10 protein-coding genes are annotated in these 15176 nt (G+C 73.5%); 2 read left to right on the top strand and 8 right to left on the bottom strand.

Annotation, left to right across the window (positions count from 1 at the left end):
* Positions 1–120 precede the first annotated feature (120 nt).
* The 8 genes from holA to leuS form a co-directional block, all read right to left on the bottom strand.
* Complete coding sequence (gene holA / locus ACFTZC_RS39975) at positions 121–1113, bottom strand: DNA polymerase III subunit delta (RefSeq protein WP_382898783.1); 993 nt, start codon at positions 1111–1113, stop codon at positions 121–123.
* 88 nt (positions 1114–1201) lie between these two features.
* The gene (locus tag ACFTZC_RS39970; RefSeq protein ID WP_382898782.1) at positions 1202–1447 is read right to left on the bottom strand and encodes a hypothetical protein; all 246 of its coding nucleotides are present in this window, start codon (positions 1445–1447) and stop codon (positions 1202–1204) included.
* A gap of 50 nt (positions 1448–1497) precedes the next feature.
* Positions 1498–2394, bottom strand: a complete 897-nt coding sequence (locus ACFTZC_RS39965) for a YceI family protein (RefSeq protein WP_382898780.1) — start codon at positions 2392–2394, stop codon at positions 1498–1500.
* 148 nt (positions 2395–2542) lie between these two features.
* Positions 2543–5023, bottom strand: a complete 2481-nt coding sequence (locus tag ACFTZC_RS39960) for a ComEC/Rec2 family competence protein (protein WP_382898791.1) — start codon at positions 5021–5023, stop codon at positions 2543–2545.
* Positions 5024–5040: 17 nt separating this feature from the next.
* On the bottom strand, positions 5041–6162 hold the full coding sequence (locus ACFTZC_RS39955) for a helix-hairpin-helix domain-containing protein (RefSeq protein WP_382898778.1): 1122 nt from the start codon (positions 6160–6162) through the stop codon (positions 5041–5043).
* Positions 6163–6318: 156 nt separating this feature from the next.
* Positions 6319–7164 (bottom strand): DegV family protein, encoded by an 846-nt coding sequence (locus ACFTZC_RS39950; protein ID WP_382898776.1) that lies wholly within the window; start codon positions 7162–7164, stop codon positions 6319–6321.
* A gap of 78 nt (positions 7165–7242) precedes the next feature.
* Positions 7243–7995 carry a hypothetical protein gene (locus ACFTZC_RS39945; protein WP_382898774.1) on the bottom strand — a complete coding sequence of 251 codons (753 nt, stop codon included), beginning with the start codon at positions 7993–7995 and terminating at the stop codon, positions 7243–7245.
* A 144-nt stretch (positions 7996–8139) separates the two neighbouring features.
* Positions 8140–11064, bottom strand: a complete 2925-nt coding sequence (gene leuS / locus ACFTZC_RS39940; RefSeq protein WP_382898772.1) for a leucine--tRNA ligase — start codon at positions 11062–11064, stop codon at positions 8140–8142.
* A gap of 452 nt (positions 11065–11516) precedes the next feature.
* On the opposite strand from leuS, the gene ACFTZC_RS39935 reads away from it, so the two are divergent.
* Both ACFTZC_RS39935 and ACFTZC_RS39930 read left to right on the top strand, forming a co-directional pair.
* Positions 11517–13385, top strand: coding sequence for a hypothetical protein (locus ACFTZC_RS39935; RefSeq protein ID WP_382898770.1), 1869 nt, complete (start codon positions 11517–11519; stop codon positions 13383–13385).
* Complete coding sequence (locus tag ACFTZC_RS39930; protein ID WP_365819066.1) at positions 13382–14983, top strand: NADH-ubiquinone oxidoreductase-F iron-sulfur binding region domain-containing protein; 1602 nt, start codon at positions 13382–13384, stop codon at positions 14981–14983. The genes ACFTZC_RS39935 and ACFTZC_RS39930 overlap by 4 nt, the downstream gene beginning before the upstream one ends.
* The last annotated feature ends 193 nt before the right edge of the window (positions 14984–15176 follow it).

Below are 15176 nucleotides of genomic sequence, written 5' to 3'. Positions count from 1 at the left end.
CTCCCAGGACGGTCCGGGGCCTTCGACGTGGCCGGCCGCGGCGGGTCCAGAGCCGACGACGGGCCTTCCGGGGGCGCTGCACCCCACTGAGGCCGCCCCTGCCGCCGAGGCCGCCCCTACCTACCCCTGACGACCGGCGCGGGCCGCGCGGGCGATCGCGACGACGGCCTTCTCCAGCGCGTACTCCGGGTCGTCGCCGCCGCCCTTGACGCCCGCGTCCGCCTCCGCGACGGCCCGCAGCGCGACCGCCACGCCGTCCGGGGTCCAGCCGCGCATCTGCTGGCGCACCCGATCGATCTTCCACGGCGGCATCCCCAGCTCCCGCGCGAGATCGGCGGGCCGGCCGCCACGGGCCGACGAGAGCTTGCCGATGGCCCGGACGCCCTGCGCGAGGGCGCTGGTGATCAGTACGGGGGCGACACCGGTCGCCAGTGACCAGCGCAGCGCCTCCAGCGCGTCGGCCGCCCGGCCCTCCACGGCGCGGTCGGCGACATTGAAGCTGGACGCCTCGGCGCGCCCGGTGTAGTACCGGGCGACGACCGCCTCGTCGATCGTCCCCTCGACATCCGCCACGAGCTGCGCGACGGCGCTCGCCAGCTCGCGCAGATCGCTGCCGATCGCGTCGACGAGGGCCTGGCACGCCTCCGGCGTGGCCGAGCGGCCCAGCGCCCGGAACTCCGACCGTACGAACCCCAGCCGCTCGGCGGGCTTGGTCGTCTTGGGGCAGGGGACCTCGCGGGCGCCCGCCTTGCGGGCGGCGTCCAGCAGTCCCTTGCCCTTGGCGCCCCCCGCGTGCAGCAGCACGAGGGTGATCTCCTCGGCCGGCGCGTCGAGATACGCCTTGACGTCCTTGATCGTGTCGGCGGAGAGGTCCTGCGCGTTCCGTACGACCACGACCTTGCGCTCGGCGAAGAGCGAGGGGCTGGTCAGCTCGGCCAGGGTGCCGGGCTGGAGCTGGTCGGAAGCGAGGTCGCGGACATCCGTGTCGGCGTCGGCGGCGCGGGCCGCCGCGACCACCTGCTGCACGGCGCGGTCGAGCAGCAGGTCCTCCTGGCCCACGGCGAGGGTGAGCGGGGCGAGCGGATCGTCGGGAGAAGCTTTTCTGGTGGCCATCGAGGTCCACGATCTCACGCCCCACCGACAGCGGAGGCGCGCGTCCGGAGGCGGACCGGCGGGCGCGGAGACGCGTCGTCGAGGCGGGTTACGGCGCCTCGCGCCAGCCGTCCCAGCCGGCCACGAACGTGTCCAGCGCCCCGGCGTCCAGCCGGGCCTCGGGGTCCTCCACGACCACCAGCCACTGGGCGTCCTCGGCGTCGTCCTCGCCGGCCAGGGCGTCCCGTACGAGCTGGGGCTCCTCGGCCACGGCGAACCGCTCGCCGAGCGCCTGCGCCACCTCCTCCGCCGCGTCGCGGTCGGGCAGCACCAGTACGTGTCTCACATCGCTCACGGCCGCATTCTCCCAGCCGCGAACGGTCCGGTCGGCGCAGAACGGCCCGGTCAGCCCTTGGGGGCGGTCTTGGGCACGATCTGGATATCCATCTCGATCTTGATGCTGGAGCCGACGACCGCGATGCCCCGGGCCAGCATCGACTGCCAGTTGACGGTGTAGTCCTCGCGGTGCAGCTCCGTGCTCGCTCGGACCGCCGCGCGGGTCTCGCCCTCCATGCCGTTGCCCAGGCCCAGGTAGTGGGCGTCGAGGGTGACCGTGCGGGTGACGCCGTGCAGGGTGAGGGCGCCGGTGATCCCCCAGTTGTTGCCACCGCGGTGGGTGAAGCGGTCGCTGTAGAACTCCAGCGTCGGGTAGTTGTCCACGTCGAGGAAGTCGGCGGAGCGCAGATGGTCGTCGCGCATCTGCACGCTCGTGTCGATCGACGCGGCGCCGATGACGACGTGCATCGCCGACTGCTCCATCGTCTCGCCGATCCTGATCGCCCCGGCGAAGTTGTCGAAGCGGCCGTGGACACGGGCGAGCCCGATGTGACGGGCGATGAAACCGATCCGGGAGTGGGCCGGTTCGATCTCCCAGTCGCCGGGCGCGGGCAACGGCAGCGACGGGGCCACCTGCAGCGTGATGTCGCCGGGACCGCCGGAGGCGCCGCTCTCACCGACCGTCACATTGCCCCGGAACGGGGTGAAGCTGTCGGCGGATATGGCCAGCCGGTACTCCCCGAAGGGGACCATCGCCACCACGGTCCCGAACGGATCCGTCTCCCCGCTCACGACCTTGCGGCCGTTGCTGTCGCTCACCGTGAACTCGGCCTGTCCGACCGGCTCGTCGACCGGGTCGACGACCCGGCACGTGAACAGCCCGGCGCCGGGCGGCACCGAGAGTCCGGCGAACGGGTCGGGCTTCTGATGAGCGGCCGTCCGTCGGCCGAGAAGGCGGCTGATCATGGTGTACGTACCCCTGTGCGGTCGTTCTCCTCGGGGGCCGCGCGGCGGTACGTCTGCCTCGAACGGGACGGCGACCCATGACGAATAGGCATTCGATCACTCTTGCCCTGTTCGAGGCAAACGTACCGACAAGTAGAGAACTCAAGCTTTACGGACCACCGTTCCGTCCCCTGGGCACGGCCCGCAGCCCGGCCCCGGCCCCCACGACCGCGATCGCCCCGTCCCGGTCGGTGCGCAGCACCTTCGCTCCCCCGGCGCGCAGCGCGTCGACGGTACGGGGCGCGGGATGGCCGTACGGGTTGTCCCGGCCCGCGGAGATCAGCGCCAGCCGCGGGCGTACGTCCCTGAGCAGCCCCGGGTGTTGATGGGGCGAGCCGTGGTGGGCCACCTTGAGGACGTCCACCGGGGGCAGCCCCGGATGATCCCGCGACAGGCCGCGCTGGGCGGGCGGTTCGAGGTCGCCCAGGAGCAGCAGCGTGGGGCCCCGGGCCACGCGCACGAACAGGGTGACGCTGGAGTCGTTGGGCTCGGTCGCGGCCGGTGCCACCCCGGCCCGGGGCCACAGCACCCGCCAGTCGAGCGGCCCGGTGGTGCGCCGCTCCCCCGGGACGGCGCGGACGACGGGCACCCGCGCCGCGTCGGCGGTGCGCCGTACGAACGCGGCCTGGTCCGGGGGGAGGGGCGAGGTCGTGGTCTGGATCGCGCCGACCGCCCGGCCGCGCAGCACCCCGGGCAGCCCGGCCACGTGGTCGGCGTGGAAGTGGGTGAGCAGGAGCAGCGGGATGCGGCTGATGCCGAGGTCCCGCAGACACCGGTCGGCGGGCCCGGGGTCGGGGCCGGTGTCCACCACCACGGCGGCGCCGTCCCCGGCGGCGAGCACGGTCGCGTCTCCCTGGCCGACGTCGCACATCGCGAATGTCCAGCCCGGCGGCGGCCAGCCGGTGACGATCCGGGTGAAGGGCGGGGGCCGCACGATCGCGAGCAGCAGGAGTACGGCGCAGAGCGCGGCGGTCCAGGGGTGGCGCGGGATCCGCCGGGCGGCGAGCACGACGAGGACGGTGAGGACGGCGAGCAGCGTCCCGCCCCACCAGCCGCCCGGCCAGTCGGTCTGGGCCCCCGGCAGCGCCGCGCCGCCGCGGGCGACGGAGGCGATCCATCCCGCCGGCCACCCCGCGCACCGGGCCACCAACTCGGCGGCGGGCAGCGCCACCGGGGCCAGGGCGAGCGCGGCGAAGCCGAGGATCGTGGCCGGGGCGACCGCCAGCTCCGCGAAGAGATTGCAGGGGACGGCGACGAGGCTGACCCGGGCCGCGAACACGGCCACCACGGGTGCGCAGACGGCCTGGGCCGCCCCGGCGGCGGCCAGTGCCTCCGCGAGCCTGGGCGGCACCCCGCGCCGCGTCAGCGCCCCGGCCCAGCGGGGGCCGATGGTGAGCAGCGCCCCGGTGGCCAGTACGGAGAGGAGGAAGCCGTAGCTCCGGGCCAGCCAGGGGTCGAGGAGCACGAGCAGCAGGACGGCCGCGGCCAGCGCGGGAAGCAGCGTCCTGCGGCGGCCGGTGCCGATGGCGAGGAGGGTGATCAGCCCGCAGGCGGCGGCCCGCAGCACGCTGGGTTCCGGTCGGCAGACCACCACGAACGCGAGGGTGAGCGCTCCGCCGAGCAGCGCGGTCGTCCGCAGCGAGATCCCGAGCCGCGGGGCGAGCCCGCGGCGTTCGGCCCGCACCGCCAGTCCCGGCGGGCCGATCAGCAGGACGAGGACGATGGTCAGGTTCGATCCGGAGACGGCCATGAGGTGCAGCAGGTCGGTGGCGGCGAAGGCGTCGTGGAGTTCGGGCGTGATGCGTGCGGTGTCGCCGACAACGAGTCCGGGCAGCAGGGCGCGCGCGTCGGACGGCAGTTCCGCGGTCGCCGCGCGCAGCCCGGCGCGGAGCGCTCCGGCCGTGCGCTGCACGCGGGTGGGCGGCCCGGTGACGGTCGGCGGGCCCTTGCCCGTGACGCGCAGGGCCGCCGCGTAGCGGTCGTCCGCGTGGAGCGGGGGCGCCAGCCGCCCGGACAGCCGCAGCCGGGTGGACGGCAGCAGCCGCTGCCAGCGGCCGGGGTGCTCACCGGGCGGGACGATCACCAGCACGGGCGTACGCACCGCGGTCGCGGCGCCACGGGCCGCCGTCACCCGGGTGATCTCCCCGTCGAGGACGAAGCCGCCCGCGGCGGTCCGGTCGCCCCCGCCCCTGGGGTGCGTGGCCCGTGGGTCGGAGGTGACCGTCAACTCGGCGGTGATCGGGGCGTATCGCTCGGCGAGGCCGGGGACGGGCCCGCGCCGGGCGTCCGCGGCGCCCAGCCCGGCGGAGGCGGCCCCCGCGGCGGCGCAGAACAGCACGCCCGCGGCGGCCACCCCGGCCAGCCGGGGCCCGGCGGCGGCGCCCGACCGGACCAGGAGCAGCGCGCCGGCCAGCAGACAGACCAGCACTCCGAGCACGGTCCAGCGGCCCGGGGCGCCCACGGCCAGGGCCGCCGCGCCCCACGCCGCCAGCGCGGGCGGCACGAGCCGGAGATCGGCCGGGCCCTCCACGCGCGGAGCCGCCGCTCCCAGGCGGTGACCAGCCGCTCGGTGGACCTCGGGGCGCGTCATGCCCGTACGGGGGACTGTCATGGCAGTACGAGCGGCTGGAGGTCGGCGAACTTACGGTCACCGATGCCGTTGACCTCGCGCAGCTCGTCGACGGAGCGGAATCCGCCGTGCCGGGTGCGGTAGTCGATGATGTGCCCGGCCAGCACGGGCCCGACCCCGGGGAGCGTGTCGAGCTGGTCCGGTGTGGCCATGTTCAGGCTCATGGGTCCGGGCGGCTGTCCCCCGGGGCCCGCGCCGAACCCGGCACCGGCCGTGGCTCCCCCGCCGCTTCCCCCGGCTCCGGCGGGTCCACCCGATCCGCCGCCCGGGACCGTGCCCGGCGGGGCGGGGCCGTCGACCACCACCTGTTCGCCGTCCATCAGCAGCCGGGCCCGGTTCAGCCCGGTGAGATCCGCGCCCGGCTCGACACCCCCGGCGGCGTGCAGCGCGTCGGCGACCCGCGATCCGGCGGGCAGCCGCAGCACGCCCGGTTCCCGCACCTTGCCGCCCACGTCCACCACGATCCGGGCCGTCCCGGGCGCGGGCGGTGGCTTGGCCACGACGGCCTCCGGCAGCGGCGCGGGGATGCCTTCGGCCGTGCCACCAGGGGCGGCCGCGTCCGCACGGACCGTGTCGGGGGCGCGGACGGGCTGCGGCCGCCCGGTCCAGAAGTGCTGAGCGGCGAGGCCGGCGGCCACCACCAGCACCACCGCGAGCGCGCCCAGCGTCCTCGGCTCCAGACCGCACCGGAGCTGAACCCAGAGCGGCAGCCGCTCACGCACCGCCGCCGGCACCCCGGTCCACGCGCGCGCCCGAACCGCCTTGGGAGGCGGCGAGGGCTCCGGAGCGGCCACCGGTACGGCGCCCCCGGAAGCGGCCGGAAAGAGCGCGTCCGCCCGGCGGCGCGGCTCCGTCGGAGGGGAGTGCGGGAGCACGGGCGAAGGCGCCCGTACGGGTGCGGACATGGGCAGGGACGCGGGCGCGGGCGCGGATACGGATGCCTCGGCGGGTGCCGGCGTGGACACCGCGTGCGCGCGGACGCGGGCCGCCGTCCCGATACGGGCCGCCGCGCGGGGGCGGGCGCGGCCGTGGCGGGCACGGCCGTCGGAGCCCGGGGAACGGCCGGGGCCACTGGTCACGGAGCGTGTTCGGAGAGTCATGCCGAGAACGGTAGGCACTCACGCCCGGCCGCGCCGAGCACCCCGAATTCCGGTGGAAAACCTGCCGGTTGTGGAAAACTCGGCCACCCGAACGAGGGAAAAGTCGACTACGGCCGAGAGTTGAGGCCCGGCAGGTCCGGCAGGCCCGGCGGCCCGTCAGCGCGGTGAGATCACGGCCCCCAGCAGCCCCGGTCCCGTGTGCGCCCCGATCACCGCGCCGACCTCGCTGACATGCAGCTCCACCAGCCCCGGAAGCCGCTCACGCAGCCGCTCCGCGAGCGCCGCGGCCCGTTCCGGTGCCGCGAGATGGTGCACGGCGATGTCCACCGGGCCCGCGCCAGCCCGGTCGGCGACGATCTCCTCCAGTCGCGCGATCGCCTTCGACGCCGTCCGCACCTTCTCCAGCAGTTCGATGCGCCCGCCGTCGAGTTGGAGCAGCGGCTTCACGGCGAGCGCAGAGCCGAACAGCGCCTGGGCGGCGCCGATCCGGCCGCCCCGGCGTAGGTAGTCGAGCGTGTCGACATAGAAATACGCGGTGGTGCCCGCGGCCCGCTTCTCGGCGGCCGCCACGGCGTCGTCGAGCGTGCCGTCACCCGCCGCGGCCTCGGCCGCGGCCAGCGCGCAGAACCCGAGCGCCATCGCCACCATGCCGGTGTCCACCACCCGTACCGGTACGGGCGCGTCCTTGGCGGCCAGCACGGCAGCGTCGTACGTGCCGGAGAACTCGGCCGACAGATGCAGCGAGACGATCCCGTCCGCCCCGGCGTCCGCCGCGGCGCGGTACGCGGCGGCGAAGACCTCGGGGCTCGGCCGTGACGTGGTGACCGAATGCCGCTTCTGGAGGGCCAGGGCCACCGAACGGGCCGAGACCTCCGTGCCCTCCTCCAGCGCGCGGTCGCCGAGCACCACGGTCAGCGGCACCGCGGTGATGCCGTGCCGTTCCATCGTCTGCGGCGGCAAGTAGGCCGTGGAATCGGTGACGATCGCGACATGGCGGGACATGAGCCGGAGGTTACCCGTCGTCTTCCTGGGGCGGCAGCCCGGCCCCGTCCCAATGATCGGATCCGGCCCGACGCATGGTCAGTTCGTGGTCTCGGGCCTGGCCTGCTTCTGCCAGGGGTACGTGGTCCCGCGCCGCGGATCGGGCGGCTCGATGGCCTCGGGGCGCTCCTCGGGGGCGGACGACGGCGCGGGCCGGCTCCCTGCCCCGGCTGCTCCCCGGTCCCCGGGCCACGCGTCCGAGGCTGTCGACCCGGTCGGCCCCGTCGGCGCGGCGGGCTGCGCGGGCTCCGCCGACCAGTGGCGCAGCGCGCCGGACTCCACATCGATCTGCGCGCTCAACGACGAGAGGTCGTCCTCGGCGAACTTCCGCGCCCGGTCCCGCGCGGCCCAGCGCAGCGAGTCCGCGGAGTGCGTGATCCGCTCCGTGCGCTCCCGCACCTCGGAAAGCCGCTGCCCGACCCTGCTCCGGTCGGGGTCCCGCTCCAGCTGGCGCAGCTCGTCGTCCAGCTCCCGGCCGTGCACGCTCAGCCGCTCGAACAGCTCGATCGACTCCGTCAGCGAGGCGTCCTCCACCACACCCGCCTGGAGTGCGTCCTGCGTGGCGCGCATCGAGGTGCGCAGTCTCAGCCGCAGCTGGGCCAGCTCTCCCGCCGTGCCGGGCTGCCCCAGGCTCTTCGCCCGCAGGGCCGTGTCCTCCACCGTGCGGCGGGCCTGCGTGATCGTGCGGTCGACACCCCGTCTGGCGGCCCCGACCGCCTTCACGCACGCGTACACCCCCAGTACGACGAAGGCGACGAAGAGCAACGCCATGATGGTGATCGCGACGTCCATGAGCGCCCCTTCGCTGTTGGTCGTGTCTCCTCCACCGTAAACGGAACGGGCAGGCTGTGGGTTCCCTCGGAACCCCCAACCTGCCCGTAGGGGAAAGCCCTGTGTACCAGCCCGGCGCACACTCCGTACCCGGGCCGAATCCGATCAGGCGGGCACGATGTTCACCAGCTTCGGCGCCCGGACGATCACCTTCCGGATGCCTGCGCCGCCCAGCGCCGCGACCACGCCCGCGTCGCCCAGCGCCAGCTTCTCCAGCTCCTCGTCCGAGATGGACGGGGAGACCTCCAGCCGCGCCTTGACCTTGCCCTTGACCTGCACGACGCAGGTCACGGCCTCGTCCACGACGTACGCCGGGTCCGCCACCGGGAAGTCCCGGTGCACGACCGAGTCGGTGTGCCCCAGCCGGTGCCACAGTTCCTCGGCGACATGCGGGGCGAGCGGCGCGATCAGCAGCACCAGCGGTTCGGCGACCGCGCGCGGGAGCGGGGCACCCGTCTTGGTCAGGTGGTTGTTCAGCTCGGTGAGCTTGGCGATGGCCGTGTTGAAGCGCAGCGCCGCCATGTCCTGGACGACCCCGTCGATCGCCTTGTGCAGCGCGCGCAGGGTGGCCACGTCGATGTCGGCGGGCTCGGTGTCCACGACGGTGACCTCGCCGGTCGCCTCGTCCACCACGTTGCGCCACAGCCGCTGGAGCAGCCGGAACTGGCCGACCACCGCGCGGGTGTCCCACGGACGCGAGACGTCCAGCGGGCCCATCGCCATCTCGTACAGCCGCAGCGTGTCCGCGCCGTACTCGGTGAAGATCTCGTCCGGGGTGACGGCGTTCTTCAGGGACTTGCCCATCTTGCCCAGGACCCGGCCGACCTTCTCGCCCTGGTACCAGTAGCCGCCGTCCCGTTCCTCGACCTCCGCCGCGGGCACCGCGATGCCGCGGCTGTCCCGGTAGACGAACGCCTGGATCATGCCCTGGTTGTAGAGCTTGTGGAACGGCTCGGCCGAGGAGACGTGTCCCAGGTCGAACAGCACCTTCGACCAGAAGCGCGCGTACAGCAGGTGCAGCACGGCGTGCTCGGCGCCGCCCACGTACAGGTCGACGCCGCCGTGCGGCTGCCCCTCGCGCGGGCCCATCCAGTACTGCTCGACGACCGGGTCGACCAGCTTCTCGTCGTTGTGCGGATCCAGGTAGCGCAGCTCGTACCAGCACGAACCGGCCCAGTTCGGCATGGTGTTGGTCTCGCGGCGGTAGCGCTTGACGCCCTCGCCCCGGCCCAGGTCCAGCTCGACGTCGACCCACTCCGCGTTCCGCGAGAGCGGCGTCTCCGGCTGGGTGTCCGCGTCGTCCGGGTCGAACGTACGGGGCGAGTAGTCGTCGACCTCCGGCAGTTCCAGGGGCAGCATCGACTCGGGCAGCGCGTGCGCCGTGCCGTCCTCGTCGTAGACGATCGGGAAGGGCTCGCCCCAGTAGCGCTGCCGGCTGAACAGCCAGTCACGCAGCCGGAAGTTGACCGTGCCCTCACCGATGCCGCGCGCGGCCAGCCAGTCGGTGATCCGCGCCTTGGCCTCGGCCACGCGCAGGCCGTCCAGGGTGAGGTCCGCACTCGCCGAGTTGACGAGCGGCGCTTCGTACGAGGAGAACGCGTCTTCCCACGTGGTGGTGTCGGTGCCCCGGTCGTCCGAGGGCTCGACGACACAGCGGATCGGCAGCTCGAAGGCGCGCGCGAACGCGAAGTCGCGGCTGTCGTGCGCCGGTACGGCCATGATCGCGCCGGTGCCGTACCCCATCAGCACGTAGTCGGCGATGAAGACGGGGACGCGCTCGCCGCTGACCGGGTTGGTGGCGTAGGCGCCGGTGAAGACCCCGGTCTTGTCCTTCGCCTCGGCCTGCCGCTCCACGTCGGACTTGGCCGCGGCCTGCTTGCGGTACGCGGCGACGGCCTCGGCGGGGGTCGCGTGACCGCCCGTCCACACCGTGTGGGTCCCCTCGGGCCAGGCCGCCGGGACGATCTTCTCCACCAGGTCGTGCTCGGGCGCCAGCACCATGTACGTGGCGCCGAACAGGGTGTCCTGACGGGTCGTGAAGACCGTGATCGCGGCGCTGCCGCCGGCGGCGTCCGACACCGGGAAGTCGACCCGCGCGCCCTCACTGCGGCCGATCCAGTTGCGCTGCTGGAGCTTGATGGCCTCGGGCCAGTCCAGCGCGTCCAGGTCGTTCAGCAGCCGGTCGGCGTAGGCGGTGATGCGCATGTTCCACTGGCGCAGCTTCGCCTTGAAGACCGGGAAGTTGCCGCGCTCGGAGCGGCCGTCGGCGGTGACTTCCTCGTTGGCCAGCACCGTGCCCAGGCCGGGGCACCAGTTGACGGGCGCGTCGGAGGCGTACGCCAGCCGGTAACCACCCAGGACGTCGGCCCGCTCGGGGGCGCTCAGCGCGCTCCAGGGGCGCCCGTCGGGCGTCGGGCGCTCCCCGCTCTCGAACTGGGCCACCAGCGTGTCGACGGGGCGTGCGCGGTCCGCGTCGGGGTCGTACCAGGAGTTGAAGATCTGTACGAAGATCCACTGGGTCCACTTGTAGTAGTCCGGGTCGATCGTCGCGAAGGAGCGCCGCCGGTCGTGGCCCAGGCCCAGCCTGCGGAGCTGGACCTTCATGTTCTCCATGTTGGCCTCGGTGGAGGTCCGCGGATGCGTGCCGGTCTGGACCGCGTACTGCTCCGCGGGCAGGCCGAACGCATCGAAGCCCAGGGTGTGCAGGACGTTGTGACCGGTCATGCGCTGGTGGCGGGCGAACACGTCGGTGGCGATGTAACCCAGCGGGTGTCCCACGTGCAGTCCGCTGCCCGAGGGGTAGGGGAACATGTCCATGATGAACTTCTTGGGCCGGGCGACCAGCTCCGGATCGCCGGCCAGCTCACCCGTGGGGTTCGGCGCCTCGTACGTGCCCTCGGTGTCCCAGAAGTCCTGCCAGCGCGCCTCGATGTCCGCGGCCATGGCCGCGGTGTAGCGGTGCGGCGCTGCCGTCTCGGCAGCGGCGGAAGCGGCGGCGGCGGAAGCGGCAGCCGAATTCGTCTCGCTCATGATGTCCTGAAGCTCCATCGATCGTCTCTGCCAGCGGGGGCCGGCCGTACCGGGCGGCACAGGGCCGCACCGGTCCACCGGTCAGCGAAAGAAAAATGCCCCTCACACAGGAGGGGACGCCGCGCTGACTCCGACCGGATCGGTCATCGGTCGGGACTGGTCAGCGCGGCCCGCTAAGCAGAAGGCGTACGGCACGCATGGCGTCAGGGTACCGCAGTGCCCGTTCCGCGCGCACGAGCGCCCGCGGGGAGGACCGAAGGCGCCCCGCAGGTAACCGTACGGCAAAGCTCAACCGTCAACCTTACTCCGCGTATCGGACCTATCCGGGCAACAACAGAGTCGGATAACTCACCTTCACCTGGCTAAACCTTCAAACGGGGTACTGCCCGGTATGGCTCCACTTAGCATGCGGCAGCGGGACCGCTTTCCCGAGCCCTTCGGAGTTGCCCCCTATGAACCCTCTAAGCAAGTCCGGCGCGTCGCCCAACCCGGAGTCCGGCAACAGCCGGGCGATCCAGGGGATCGCGACCGCCGCAGCACTGGTACTGGTACCACTACTCGCCGTCGTAGGAGGCGACGCTTTCCAGGCCTTCATCGACTTCGGCGCAGGCGTGCTGTCGCTGCTGTCGATGTCCGGGGCGGTCGTCTGGGGTCTGATAGCCACCGACCGGCTGCTCCTCGCGCCGCGACAGCGGCTCCTGGCCCAGGGCATCCATCGGGCGACCGCCGTCGCCGCGATCGGGTTCCTGCTGCTGCATGTCTCCATCAAGATCACTCTGGGCAAGGTCGCCCTGATCGGCGCCCTGCTCCCCTTCGGCCTGGGCATCTCCGGTACGAACGGCCTCATCGGCATGGGCTCGCTCGCCGGGCTCCTGATGATCGTGGCCGGCGCGACCGGCGCCCTGCGCAGCGTCTTCGCCCTCCCCGGCAAGTACGCCGCCCGCTGGCGGGCGATCCACATGGTGGCCTATCCGTCGTGGTGTTTCGCCATGATTCACGGACTCTTCACAGGACGTCCCGCGGCCACCTACGTCACGGTGATGTATTCCGTCGTCATGATCGGCGTCGCCTGCGTCGTCTCGCTGCGGCTGCTCCCCCGCCACGTCCAGCGGCAGGTCGCCGAGCGGATCGTCTCGATGACGGGCGCCGACATGGAGAACAGGGAGTCGTCCAAGCTCCGCGACCTCTCCGCCTCCCCGCTCCCCGGCGCCAGCGGCATCCCGCCGCAGCGCGAGTACAAGGCCAGGCCCCAGCAGGACCCCGTCGAGGCCTCGGCCCGCTCCGCGCCGCTCGGCGGGGGCCGTACGCCGCCGCGGCTCGCCGCCCCGTCGCCGCCGCTGTACGAGGCCACACCGGCCGCGGACCCGCTCGCGGTCGGTGACCCCATGGCGGACACGTTCGTCGCGCCACGGGGCAATCCGCTCCCCGGATACGAAACCGCCGACCGGGGCCAGGACACCGGCACCGGGATCTCCGCCGGCTATCGCGCCATGTCCATGGACGCGACGGCCCGGATGCCCGCGCAGCCCTCCGGTTCCCCCGCGGCCGGTGGTCAGCAGGGCGGGGAGGTCCCGTTCGCCGAGCGCATCCCCATGACCGAGGAACTGCCAGTCATCACGGACGAACTGGCCGGGCCTCCCGGCTCCTGGCCCGCCCCGTCGCCGCCCCGGCCCGCCCAGGCGTTCACCCAGCCGCCGCCGACCCCGTACGACACCGGGGCGATCCCGGCGTACGACGGCGGCCAGGGCGGCCAGAACCCGGGCCAGAACCAGCCGTACGACACCGGCGCGACCCCCCAGTACCCCGGGGCGAACGCCGGCTACGGCACGGGCCAGAACCAGCCCTACGACACCGGGGCGATCCCGGCGTACCAAGCCGGCCAGGGTGGCCAGAACCCCGGCCAGAACCAGCCGTACGACACCGGTGCGATCCCCCAGTACAACCCGGGGATGACCCCTCAGGGCCCGCAGAGCCCGCAGCCCCCGCAGTACGACACCGGGGCCATCCCCCAGTTCGATCCGGGAGCCGCGGCCGCGTACGGCACCGGCTCCCCCTACGGGCCCGACGGCACGTCCCCCTACGGCAACGGCCCCGCTCCGCAGTACGACACCGGCGCCATCCCCACGTACGACACGGGCTCCGTCCCGGCGTACGGGACAGGCGCGGTTCCCCCGTACGACACCGGCTCCGTACCCGCCTACGACGGCCAGCCGTACGACAGCCGGCGGCAGCCCGGACCCGGTCAGCCCGGACCGGGCACGTCCCCCTATCCGCCCCCGGCCGGGGAACCCTGGCAGGCACCCGCAGGAGACCGTCCGTGAATGCCCCTCTCCCCGATGTCCCCGAGGTCCGTGTCGTCGGCCTCCCCCAGCTCACCCAGGGATTCGATCTCGTCGAGCGTCTCGACCTGCCCATGCACCTCAAGGTGCACGGGCCGCTGGAGGCGATGACCGGCGAGCGGCTGGCCCAGCTGGCCGAGAACATATCCCTGACCGGCCGCGGCGGCGCGGGCTTCCCCTTCCACAGAAAACTCCGGGCGGTCGCCAAGTCGGCGATCAGCCGCGGGGTCCGGCCGGTCGTCGTCGTCAACGGCAGTGAGGGCGAACCGCCCTGCCGCAAGGACACGGTGATGCTCAACCGGGCACCGCACCTCATCCTCGACGGCGCGCTGCTGGCCGCGGAGGCACTGGGCGCCCGCACTCTGGTCATCGCCGTGACCAGGAACTCCACCGAGGTCTCGATCCGCGCGGCGCTCGCCGAGCGGGGGCTGTCCGACCGGCGCGGCCAGCAACTGCGGGCGAAGGTCGTCCGTACGCCGGAGCGCATGGTCTCGGGTGAGGCGTCGTCCGTGATCCGCGCGATCAACGGCGGGCCCGCCAAGCCGCCGGGCCGCCGCGAGCGTGCCGCGGAGTCCGGCGTCGGCGGCCTCCCCACGCTGCTCTCGAACGCGGAGACCTTCGCCCAACTCGCCATCGGCGCGCGGATCGGCGCCCGCCGCTACGCCCACACCGGGCTCGACACCGAGCCCGGCACGGTCATGCTCACCCTCTCCGGCGCGGTCGCCCGGCCGATGGTCATCGAGGCGCCCTCCGGCGTGCCGCTGCGCTACATCCTCCAGATGGCCGGCGCGCCGCCGATGCCCCAGGGTGTGCTGACCGGTGGCTACCACGGCAACTGGATGGACGCGATCGCCGCCCACGAGGCGGTGATCTCCAAGGAGTCCTTCAAGTCGTTCGGCGGCGCGCTGGGCGCCGGCGCGATCCTCCCGATCGGCCCCGAGACCTGCCCGCTGGGCGAGGCACTACGGGTCGCAAACTGGCTCGCGGCCGAGACCGCCGGTCAGTGCGGCCCCTGCCGGCTCGGTCTGCCGGCGGCGGCGAGCGGGCTGGCCGATGTGATCAACGGCGGCGGCCAGGCGGCCCTGGAGGCGCTCAGGGCGGTCACCCAGTCCGTCAAGAAGCGCGGTGCGTGCCAGCACCCCGACGGCTCCGCGCGCTTCTTCTCCTCCACCCTCTCGGCGTTCACCGACGACCTCGCCGCGCATGTGCTCAACGGCGGCTGCGGACGCGAGACGACCGGGGTGCTGCCGCTGCCCAACGAGGGCTACCAGGACGAGGTCGAGTCGATCCCCAGTGGCGGCATGCTCGCCATCGACTGGACGCTCTGCCAGGGCCACGGCCTGTGCGCGGACATCCTCCCCGAGCTGTTCCGGATGACCCCGGACGGCTTCCCCACGCCGGCCAAGACCGATGTCCCGGTGCACCTCCAGGGTGCCGCACAGCGCGCCGTACGGCGGTGTCCGGCGCTGGCGCTCCGGCTGGAGCAGAAGGCGCCCCCGGCGCCGCCGCGCAAGGAGCCCTCACGCGCCGAGCTGCCGCCGGGCGGCGGGCGCAAGGCCCTCGGCCGGGGCCGCGGCTGAGCCGACGCGCCGGCGGGCCCCTGACGGGGTCCGCCGGTCCGCCGGTCCGGCCGCCAGGGAGAAAGACGTGGCAGACATACGAGAAGCGGGGGGGGGGGGGTGGGGGGCGGCGGGAGATTGCGGGTGGTGGTAGTTTTGGTGTTGTTTTTTTTGTGAGTGTTGTTTTTGATAAAAGAAAAAGAAGTACAAAAAA

It is taken from the genome of Streptomyces sp. NPDC056987, assembly GCF_042673865.1.
Lineage (GTDB): Bacteria > Actinomycetota > Actinomycetes > Streptomycetales > Streptomycetaceae > Streptomyces.
Note: the sequence above shows the minus strand (reverse complement) of the source record. Positions and strands in the feature narration are given on the sequence as shown.

Coding starts and splice junctions, on each gene's coding strand:
- holA (WP_382898783.1), bottom strand. CDS start 1,113: ATGGCCACCAGAAAAGCTTCTCCCGACGATCCGCTCGCCCCGCTCACC.
- ACFTZC_RS39965 (WP_382898780.1), bottom strand. CDS start 2,394: ATGATCAGCCGCCTTCTCGGCCGACGGACGGCCGCTCATCAGAAGCCC.
- ACFTZC_RS39960 (WP_382898791.1), bottom strand. CDS start 5,023: ATGACGCGCCCCGAGGTCCACCGAGCGGCTGGTCACCGCCTGGGAGCG.
- ACFTZC_RS39955 (WP_382898778.1), bottom strand. CDS start 6,162: ATGACTCTCCGAACACGCTCCGTGACCAGTGGCCCCGGCCGTTCCCCG.
- ACFTZC_RS39950 (WP_382898776.1), bottom strand. CDS start 7,164: ATGTCCCGCCATGTCGCGATCGTCACCGATTCCACGGCCTACTTGCCG.
- ACFTZC_RS39945 (WP_382898774.1), bottom strand. CDS start 7,995: ATGGACGTCGCGATCACCATCATGGCGTTGCTCTTCGTCGCCTTCGTC.
- leuS (WP_382898772.1), bottom strand. CDS start 11,064: ATGAGCGAGACGAATTCGGCTGCCGCTTCCGCCGCCGCCGCTTCCGCC.
- ACFTZC_RS39935 (WP_382898770.1), top strand. CDS start 11,517: ATGAACCCTCTAAGCAAGTCCGGCGCGTCGCCCAACCCGGAGTCCGGC.